Genomic DNA, 9435 nt, shown 5'->3' with positions numbered 1-9435 from the left:
CTGGAGAACTACTGCATCTCCCTGACGCAGCGGGCCCAGGAGGGCAAGCTGGACCCGGTGATCGGCCGGGAGCAGGAGATCGAGCGGGTGGTGCAGATCCTGAACCGCCGCCAGAAGAACAACCCCTGCCTGATCGGTGAGCCCGGTGTGGGTAAGACCGCCATCGCGGAGGGGCTGGCCCAGCGGATCTCCAAGGGCGACGTGCCCTTCAAGCTGCGGAACAAGGAGGTCTATCTGCTGGATCTGACAGCTCTGGTGGCCGGCACCCAGTTCCGGGGCCAGTTCGAGAGCCGGATGAAGGGCCTTATCGACGAGGTGAAGCGCCTGGGGAACATTATTTTGATGATCGACGAGGTTCACAACATTGTGGGCGCCGGCGACGCCGAGGGCAGCATGAACGCCGCCAACATCCTGAAACCCGCCCTCTCCCGGGGCGAGATCCAGGTGATTGGCGCCACCACCTTCAACGAGTACCGCAAGTCCATCGAGAAGGACACCGCTCTGGAGCGGCGGTTCCAGCCGGTGACGGTGAACGAGCCCTCCATTGAGGACTCCGTGCAGATTCTCCAGGGCCTGGCCCCCAAGTATGAGCAGTATCACGGGGTGAAGATCTCTGAGGGGATCCTGCGTCAGGCGGTGCTGCTCAGTGAGCGGTACATCACCGACCGGTTCCTGCCGGACAAGGCCATCGACCTGATCGACGAGGCATGTTCCGACCTGAATCTGAAAGACCCGGATATCTCCCGCCGCATGGAGATTCAGCGGGAGCTGGACGACTATGAGAAAGAGCGCACCATGCTGGAGGAGCAGGAGGAGAAGGCCGAGGGCGACTACGCCCGCATGGCGGAGCTGAAGAGCAAGGAACTCCAGCTGAACACAGAGCTGAACAGTCTGCTGGAAAAGGGCGATCCACAGCTCTCCATGGAGAATCTGGCCCATGTTATCGAGCTGTGGACCAAAATCCCGGCGGCCAAGATCCGGGAGCAGGAGTTCCAGCGCCTGAGCCAGCTGGAAGTGCGGCTCAAGAGCCATATCATCGGCCAGGACGAGGCCGTGTCCGCCGTAGCCGCCGCGGTGCGGCGGAACCGGGTGGGCATCTCCCCCAAGCACAAGCCTGTCAGCTTCATCTTTGTGGGGCCCACCGGCGTGGGCAAGACGGAGCTGGTGAAGCAGCTGGCAACAGACCTCTTCAACACGCCGGATGCCTTGATCCGGCTGGATATGTCGGAGTTCATGGAGAAGCACTCCGTCTCCCGTCTGGTGGGCTCCCCTCCGGGCTACGTGGGGTATGACGAGGCGGGCCAGCTGACAGAGAAGATCCGCCGCAAGCCCTACGCCGTGGTCCTCTTCGACGAGATTGAGAAGGCCCATCCCGATGTGCTGAACATCCTTCTCCAGATCCTGGATGACGGCGAGATCACCGACGCCCACGGCCGCAAGGTGAACTTTGAGAATACCATCATCGTCATGACCTCCAACGCCGGCAGCGCCACCAAGGAGGGCACCGTGGGCTTCGGCCGCTCCGTGAACGAGCAGGACGCCGACCGGGCCATGAAGGCGCTCCAGCAGTTCCTGCGGCCGGAGTTCATCAACCGGGTGGACGCGGTCATCACCTTCAACCGCCTCAGCGAGGAGAACTTCCACGGCATCGCACGTATCATGCTGAACGAACTGGTGGGTTCCCTGAAGGAGAAAGGCATCACCTTCATCTACGACGACGCACTGGTGGAGCTTTTGACGAAGAAGTCCTACTCCCTGACCTACGGCGCCCGGAACCTGCGGCGCACCATCCAGAAGGAGCTGGAGGACCCCATGGCCACAAAGATCATCGACAGCTACGAGCATCCCATCACCCAGGTGAAGGCCACGGTGGAGGACGGTGCCATTCGGCTGTACACCCTGTGACCGGAAGAAGAGGAGAGGGAGGACCATGCTGTTTCGGAAGGATATGGATCCCCGCTGTGCCTACTGCCAGCGGGGCCAGCAGATCAACGAGCGGGAGGTGGCCTGCGTCAAGCGGGGCATCGTGGCGGTGGAGCACCACTGCCGGGCATTCAAATACGACCCCTTGAAGCGGGTGCCGCCCCGGCCGGCAGCGCTGGAGACTGAACGGCTGAAAGAGGAAGATTTTTCGCTGTAAGCAGCGTTCAGCACCCGCCTGGGGAAAATCCCCGGGCGGGCGCTGTCACAAATGGGAAGGAGAGGAGACATCATGGAAGTCAAGCGGATCTGCGCGGCGTACTGGAGCGCCACAGGCAACACAGACAAGACGGTGAACACCATCGCGGAGACCCTGGCGGAGAAGCTGGGCGTCCCTCTGGAGCGGAGGAACTTCACACGCCCGTCAGACCGGGCGGAGGATCTGTCTTTTACGGGGGGAGACCTGGTGGTGTTCGGTATGCCCACCTATGCGGGAAAGCTGCCCAACAAGATGCTGCCCTATGTCCAGCAGCAGATCCACGGGAACGGCGCCCTGGCGGTGGGGGTGGTCACCTTCGGCAACCGGTCCTACGACAACTCCCTGGCGGAGCTGTGCGCCGCGCTGGAGGCGGACGGCTTCCACACCGTGGCCGGGGGCGCCTTTGCGTGCCGCCACGCCTTTACGGACGCGCTGGCGGACGGCCGCCCGGACTGGGATGACAAGCGGCAGATGGGGGAGTTCGCGGCCCGCATTGCGGACAAGGTAAAAGACCTGACGGACATCCCTGCTCCGGTGGCCGTGCCGGGCGATGCGGCGGCGCCCTACTACGTGCCCAAGGGCACGGACGGCCAGCCCGTCAAGTTCCTGAAGGCCAAGCCCCAGACGGATTTGGGCAAGTGTACCGACTGCGGCGCCTGCGCCCGCCTGTGTCCCATGGGGGCCATCAATCCCTCCAACGTGGCGGAGGTGCCCGGCACCTGCATCAAGTGCCAGCGGTGCGTCCGCAAGTGCACGAAGCACGCCAAGTACTTTGATGACCCGGCCTTTTTGTCCCACGTGGCCATGCTGGAGCAGAACTTCACAGAGCCCAAGGAGAATGAGGTGTATCTGTGAGGCGGTGGGTTCTTGCCTTTCTGATGGCGGTCACAGCCAACTGGGTTTCTCTGATCTATGCGTTTGGCCCGGTGAGCTGGCTCTTGACGACGATACTGCTTCTGGGGGAGTTTCTCTATTTTAATCTGCGGCCCATTGAGAAGAGCGGTGCGCCTACAAAGCGGATCTGGTATTTGAAAAGCGGCTGCGAATTGCTGCGCCTGTTTTTGATTACAGCTACGGTCACAGTCTTTGTGCAGATGGTATGGCTGTGGTGCCAGATTTCCATGATAACGCCGGAGAACAGCCTTGCCGCTGGAACAGCTGTTGCAGGTGCGGCTTTTGGTGTTCTCTGGGCTGTCTTGCTGGAGGCCATCGTCTTCTGGAACGGCATGATCCGGGTGTATCTCACCTCCGTCCAGCTGGGGCTGAAGCACCGGGTGCTGGCGGCCCTGTGCGGGTGGATCCCCATTCTCAACATCTGGTATCTGCGGAAGATTATCCGCATCACCGCCGACGAGGCGGAGTTCGAGACGGAGAAGTGGGAGCTGGACACCGCCCGGGCGGAGAGCGAGATCTGTAAGACGAAATACCCGATCCTTCTGGTCCACGGGGTGTTCTTCCGGGACTTCCGCTATGTCAACTACTGGGGCCGCATTCCCAAGGAGCTCCAGCGCAACGGCGCAACAGTGTACTACGGACAGCAGCAGTCCGCCGCCGCGGTGGAGGACAGCGGGCGGGAGCTGGCGGACCGTATCCGGCAGATCCTGGCGGAGACCGGCTGTGAGAAGGTGAACATCATTGCCCACTCCAAGGGGGGACTGGACAGCCGGGCCGCCATCGCCCACGCTGGATGTGCCCCCTGTGTGGCCAGCCTCACCACCATCAACACGCCCCACCGGGGCTGCATCTTTGCCGAATATCTGCTGAAGAAGATCCCTGCAGCGGCTCGGCAGAAGATCGCAGATACCTACAACGCCGCCCTGAAGCGGCTGGGGGATGAGGCCCCGGACTTCCTGGCGGCGGTGACAGATCTGACCGCCTCTGCCTGCGAGGCCAGGAACGCGGCTACCCCGGACGCCCCCGGCGTCTTTTACCAGAGCGTCATGTCCTATTGCAGAAAGGCCCAGCACGGCAAGTTCCCTCTGAACATGACCTATCCCATCGTCAAGCACTTTGATGGATTGAACGACGGGCTGGTGGCGGTGGACTCCGCCAAATGGGGCGATCAGTTCACCCTGCTGGAGCCAAGGGGGCACCGGGGCATCTCACACGGGGATGTGGTGGATCTGAATCGGGAGAACATTCCCGGCTTCGACGTCCGGGAGTTCTATGTCTCCCTGGTAGCGGATCTGAAAAACAGAGGCTTTTGAGCGGAAAAAAGCGGAGCGTCACAGGGACGCTCCGCTTTCGTGTTCCGTGGTGTCTTTTATGGTGGGGGCCACCGGTTCCACAAGGGGATCCGCCGCCCCGCCATCCTCTGTGGTGTCATCTGCGGGGGAACAATAGGTTTTGTACAGCGCCACATGGTCATAGATGGCCCGCCAGGAGCTGTAAGCGTCTGCCGTCACACAGATATAGCGTCTGCCGTCCGCTGTTTCGCCGCAGCTGGCGGCGCAGTTGCCGGACTCCACCACATAGCCGGTCTTGGCGCCGGTGACCTCAATGCCGCCGGTATCCTTGTCCTCGATCCGCCGCAGGAACCAATTGGAGAGGATCTGCCCCTCCGGGTGGTCCGCAGTGGGGAGAGTCTCATAGGTCCGGGCCCCCAGCACCTCCCGGCACAGGTCGTTGTCCATGGCCGCCTCCAGGATCACCGCCATGTCGGAGACCGTGCACTTGTGGGCCTCGTCATACAGTCCCACGCAGTTGGTGAAGTGGGCGGTGTCCGCGATGCCAAGCTCCTCCAGCTTTTCGTTCATCAGCGCCACGAACGCCTCCTGGGAGCCCGCCACATAAGTGGCCAGCCCCAGTGCCGCGTCCGCACCGGAGGAGAGGATGGTGCCGTAGAACAACTCACGCACCGGGACCGTTTCGTCAACCATCAGCCCCACCACGCTGCACCCGTTGACATAGCAGTAGTCGGTGATGTCGATGGTCATGGTGAAGGTGTCGTCCAGCTCCGCTTCTGTGATGTGCTCAGCGGCCACCAGAACCGTCAGGACCTTCGTCATGGAGGCGGGAGAGATCACAGTATCCGCGTTTTTCTCCGCCAGGACCGTCCGGGTGTCCAGGTCAACCAGGACCGCGCAGCGGCTGGGAAAGTCCTCTCCCAACTGGATCGTGTCCGGGCCGGACACGGCCCTGGCATAGGGCTCCGGCGCAGGGGCGCTGGCGACGGATGTCACCTGAAAGGGCCGTTCGGCCTTAACCATCTCCGGCGCAGGCTTTTCAATCAGCTGGGCTCCCACGGTCACCAGGCCTACACACAGAACGGCCAGCAGCCCGCAGGGCACCAGACGGCGAAGCAGCCGCCGCCGCTTTTCCCGCTGCTTCTTTCGGCGGGCCTCCGCCCGCTGGGCCCGCCGGGTGGCCCGCTCCTCGTCCGTGATAATGGGCTTGTACTCCTCGTCCATATCGGCGCTCCTATCTGAAAGGCGGGCCTGTCCGGCACCGCCGCAGTCTCGTACTCTTCATTATAACAGATGATGGAAGAAAATGCATCTCCTATTTTCCGGTTTGGCAGAGGGAATTTTATCCATCCGGCTTTTGACCCGTGAAAAACCGCTGTCAGGCCAAGTTGTTTTTGCATAGCCTGAGTGTAAGAACAACACTTGGAGGGGAGCGTATGGCTCAAGTTACCCATTTTTTCGCAGGCGCTAACAGCGGTGACGGCTTCCAGAACCTGTTTTCGGAGATCGTGGACCTGGAAGACACCTATGATCTGATGGTTTTGAAAGGCGGCCCCGGCGTGGGCAAGGCCACCTTCATGCGGGAGATCGGCCGAAGCATGGAGGAGGCCGGCACACCGGTGGAGTACTTATGGTGTTCCGGCGACCCGGATTCCCTGGACGGCGTGGTGCTGCCGGAGCTCCGCTGCGCCGTGGTGGATGGTACGTCGCCTCATGTGGTGGAGCCCCGGTACCCTGCGGCGGTGGACCGGTATGTGGACCTGGGGCGGTTTTACGACCTCACCGCCGCCAAGGCCGCGGCGGAGGAGGTGAAGGCTCATACCCGGGCCTACAAGGCCGCATATATCCGGGCCTATCACCATCTGAAGGCTGCCCGGCAGGTGGAGCTGGATGCAGTGGCGGCGGTGCGGAAGACCTTCGACCGGGAGAAGGCGGACCGCCGGACGGCGGGCATTCTCTCACGGGAGCTGCGCCGCCGGGGCGGTGAGGCGGGGAAGACCACCCGCCGCTTCCTGGGCAGTATTACCCACAAGGGGTACATCTGGCGGTTTGACAGTGTGGACGCCCTGTGCCCCAAGGTCTATGAGCTGGCGGACAGCTGGGAGCTGGCAGGGGAGATGCTTGCCCGGCTGCATCGGGCGGCGGCGGATAACGGCTGGGACACCATCGTCTGCTGCGCGCCGGAGGAGCCGGGGCGGATCGAGCACCTGCTGATCCCCGGACTGGGGCTGGCCTTCGTCACCTCCCGGCCCGGCATGGAGTACGGGCAGAAGCCCTTCCGCCGGGTGCGGCTGGACGCCATGACGGAACCTCAGGGCAAGGCCCGGCTGCGGTTCCAGACCCGGATGGCGGCACTCCTGCGGGAGGAAGGGGCCGCGGCGCTGAAAGACGCCAAAGCCAACCACGATAAGCTGGAGGCAGTCTACAACCCCTACGTGGATTTCGACGGTGTCCGAACCCTGGCGGCGCTGGAGGCGGGGCGGCTTCTCAGCTGGCTGGGTTGAATCAGATCAGGATGCGGGCCCCGGCGGTATACCGCCGGGGCCTTGCCTTATGCGAACAGATGTGCTACAATGCTGGAAGCGAAAACAGGGGCAAGACAGCCCCGGAGGGAACGGGATCATGACCAAGGAAGAAGCACTGAAAACCTATTACGGCTACGACGTCTTCCGGGGCGGCCAGGAGGCGGTCATCGACGCGCTGCTCTCTGGGCGGGATGCGCTGGCCATCATGCCCACCGGGGCGGGGAAGTCCGTCTGCTACCAAATCCCGGCCTTGCTGCTGCCGGGGATCACCCTGGTGGTCTCGCCTCTGGTGTCCCTGATGCGGGACCAGGTGACGCAGCTGGTGCAGATGGGCATCCCGGCGGCGTTTCTCAACAGCTCCCTGACCTTCCGCCAGTACCTGCTGGCCCTGGACCGGGCCAGGGCGGGGCGGTACAAGATCATCTACGTGGCCCCGGAGCGGCTGGAGACCGAGGGCTTCCAGGCCTTTGTGCGGGAGGCAGACATCTCCCTGGTGGCGGTGGACGAGGCCCACTGCATCTCCCAGTGGGGCCAGGATTTCCGGCCCTCCTATCTGAACATTCCCGCCTTTGTGGAGAGCCTGCCCCACCGGCCCCCGGTGGGAGCCTTCACCGCCACCGCCACGCCGGACGTGAAGGCGGACATCCGCCGCCTGCTGGACCTGCGGGACCCGCTGGAGCTGACCACCGGCTTTGACCGGGAGAACCTGTATTTTGAGGTCCAGCAGCCTGCGGACAAGCGGGCGGCGCTGCTGGAGCTGGTGAAGGGCCGCCCCGGCAAGTGCGGCATCGTCTACTGTGCCACCCGGAAGAATGTGGAGGAGGTGTGCGACTTCCTCCGCCAACGGGGGGTAGCCGCTGCCCGGTATCACGCTGGCCTGGCCCCAGAGGAGCGGCAGAGGAACCAGGAGGACTTCCTCTACGACCGGGTGCAGGTGATGGTGGCCACCAACGCCTTCGGCATGGGCATCGACAAGTCCGATGTCCGGTATGTCATCCACTACAATATGCCCAAGGACATGGAGAGCTACTACCAGGAGGCGGGCCGGGCGGGCCGGGACGGGGCGCCCTCCAGCTGCATCCTGTTGTACAGTGGCCAGGATGTGCGGACTAATGAGTTTCTCATCACCCACAGCGAGCCCCGGGAGGACTTGGATCCCCGGACGGCCGAGCAGCTGCGGGAGCGGGACCTGCAGCGGCTGCGGCAGATGACCGGCTACTGCCGGACACGCCGGTGTTTGCGGCAGTATATCCTGCACTACTTCGGCGAGCACGCGCCGGACACTTGCAGCGCCTGCTACAACTGCCTCCATAACTTCGAAGAGGTGGATGTCAGCCGGGACGCCAAGGCCATCGTGGCCTGCATTGCCAAAACCGGACAGCACTTCGGCGTGGGTGTCATCGCGGAGACCCTCTGCGGTGCGGACACGGAGCGGGTGCGGAAGTACCACATGGACCGGGAGGACACCTACGGCGCTTTGGGTCAGCTGACCCAGAAGGAGGTCCAGGAGCGCATCCGCTTCCTGCTGGACCAGGGCGTGCTGGAGCTGAGTCCGGGGCAGTATCCGGTGCTGCGGCTGACGGAGCGGGCGGAGGACGTGATGTACGGCGAATCGACGCTCCAGATGAAGACGCTGCGGGAGGACCGGTCCGCCCCGGCCCGCCGGGCGGCGGCCGGGGAGCTGGAGGGGGATGCGGCGGAGCTGTTCGGCCGCCTCCGGGCCCTGCGGGCCCAGTTGGCCCGGCGGCAGGGAGTCCCCGCCTACGTGGTGTTCTCGGACAAGACCCTGCGGGAGATGGCGATTTCCCGCCCCCGGACCACGACGGAGCTGCGTGCGGTCAGCGGCGTGGGCTCCGCCAAGGCGGAGCGGTACGGCCGGGACTTTCTGACGGTGATCCAGGACTTTCCGTCGTGACGGAGATCAGAAGAGACAACAGGCGCTGCCCCATGCGGGACAGCGCCTGTCTGTGTTTTTTCAGTTCAGAAAATCCTTCAGCTTTTTGCTGCGGCTGGGGTGGCGCAGTTTCCGCAGGGCCTTGGCCTCGATCTGGCGGATGCGCTCCCGGGTAACGTTGAATTCCTTGCCCACTTCCTCCAGGGTGCGGGTGCGGCCGTCCTCGATGCCGAAGCGGAGCTTTAGAACCTTTTCCTCCCGGGGAGTGAGAGTGGAGAGAACATCCATCAGCTGCTCCTTCAGCAGGGTGAAGCTGGCGGCTTCGCTGGGCTCGCTGGCCCCCTCGTCGGGGATGAAGTCGCCCAGGTGGGAGTCCTCCTCCTCACCGATGGGGGTCTCCAGGGAGACGGGCTCCTGGGCAATTTTCAGGATCTCCCGGACCTTCTCCACCGGCATTCCCATCTCCGCGCTGATCTCATTGGGAGAGGGATCGTGGCCCAGCTCCTGCAGGAGCTGGCGGCTGACCCGAATCACTTTGTTGATGGTCTCCACCATGTGGACAGGGATGCGGATGGTGCGGGCCTGGTCGGCGATGGCCCGGGTGATGGCCTGCCGGATCCACCAGGTAGCGTAGGTGGAGAACTTGTAGCC

The 9435-nt window shown here is 63.6% G+C and carries 8 protein-coding genes; 6 read left to right on the top strand and 2 right to left on the bottom strand.

Translation table 11 applies throughout. The features are described 5' to 3' along the window. The 4 genes from QVE23_RS08945 to QVE23_RS08930 all read left to right on the top strand — a co-directional run. Positions 1 to 1905 (top strand): ATP-dependent Clp protease ATP-binding subunit (locus QVE23_RS08945; RefSeq protein ID WP_287967971.1); only part of this gene is annotated, 1905 nt, incomplete at its 5' end. 25 nt (positions 1906 to 1930) lie between these two features. Next, on the top strand, positions 1931 to 2140 hold the full coding sequence (locus QVE23_RS08940) for a hypothetical protein (protein WP_021749426.1): 210 nt from the start codon (positions 1931 to 1933) through the stop codon (positions 2138 to 2140). A 72-nt stretch (positions 2141 to 2212) separates the two neighbouring features. After that, positions 2213 to 3034, top strand: coding sequence for an EFR1 family ferrodoxin (locus tag QVE23_RS08935; RefSeq protein WP_276896190.1), 822 nt, complete (start codon positions 2213 to 2215; stop codon positions 3032 to 3034). Continuing rightward, entirely contained in the window at positions 3031 to 4386 is a 1356-nt protein-coding gene (locus QVE23_RS08930) for an esterase/lipase family protein (protein ID WP_025545558.1), read from the top strand. Before QVE23_RS08935 ends, QVE23_RS08930 begins: the two co-directional genes overlap by 4 nt. An 18-nt stretch (positions 4387 to 4404) precedes the next feature. On the opposite strand, the gene QVE23_RS08925 is transcribed toward QVE23_RS08930, so the two are convergent. Then, positions 4405 to 5589 (bottom strand): D-alanyl-D-alanine carboxypeptidase family protein, encoded by a 1185-nt coding sequence (locus QVE23_RS08925; RefSeq protein WP_119310881.1) that lies wholly within the window; start codon positions 5587 to 5589, stop codon positions 4405 to 4407. Between the two features lie 212 nt (positions 5590 to 5801). Between QVE23_RS08925 and QVE23_RS08920 the strand changes: the two genes are divergently transcribed. Further along, positions 5802 to 6869: a hypothetical protein gene (locus QVE23_RS08920; protein WP_119310882.1), complete on the top strand. Its 1068-nt coding sequence runs from the start codon at positions 5802 to 5804 to the stop codon at positions 6867 to 6869. 118 nt (positions 6870 to 6987) lie between these two features. Beyond that, a complete protein-coding gene (gene recQ / locus QVE23_RS08915; protein ID WP_287967968.1) occupies positions 6988 to 8805 on the top strand; it encodes a DNA helicase RecQ in 1818 nt (605 codons plus the stop codon). Positions 8806 to 8865: 60 nt separating this feature from the next. Here recQ and QVE23_RS08910 read toward each other — a convergent pair. Further along, on the bottom strand, positions 8866 to 9435 hold a 570-nt coding region (locus tag QVE23_RS08910; RefSeq protein ID WP_287967966.1), incomplete at its 5' end, for a sigma-70 family RNA polymerase sigma factor.

The organism is Oscillibacter sp. KLE 1728, assembly GCF_934833455.1.
Lineage (GTDB): Bacteria > Bacillota > Clostridia > Oscillospirales > Oscillospiraceae > Oscillibacter > Oscillibacter welbionis.
This window is presented reverse-complemented; position numbering and strand designations above follow the sequence as displayed.

Coding starts and splice junctions, on each gene's coding strand:
- QVE23_RS08935 (WP_276896190.1), top strand. CDS start 2,213: ATGGAAGTCAAGCGGATCTGCGCGGCGTACTGGAGCGCCACAGGCAAC.
- QVE23_RS08920 (WP_119310882.1), top strand. CDS start 5,802: ATGGCTCAAGTTACCCATTTTTTCGCAGGCGCTAACAGCGGTGACGGC.
- QVE23_RS08940 (WP_021749426.1), top strand. CDS start 1,931: ATGCTGTTTCGGAAGGATATGGATCCCCGCTGTGCCTACTGCCAGCGG.
- QVE23_RS08925 (WP_119310881.1), bottom strand. CDS start 5,589: ATGGACGAGGAGTACAAGCCCATTATCACGGACGAGGAGCGGGCCACC.
- recQ (WP_287967968.1), top strand. CDS start 6,988: ATGACCAAGGAAGAAGCACTGAAAACCTATTACGGCTACGACGTCTTC.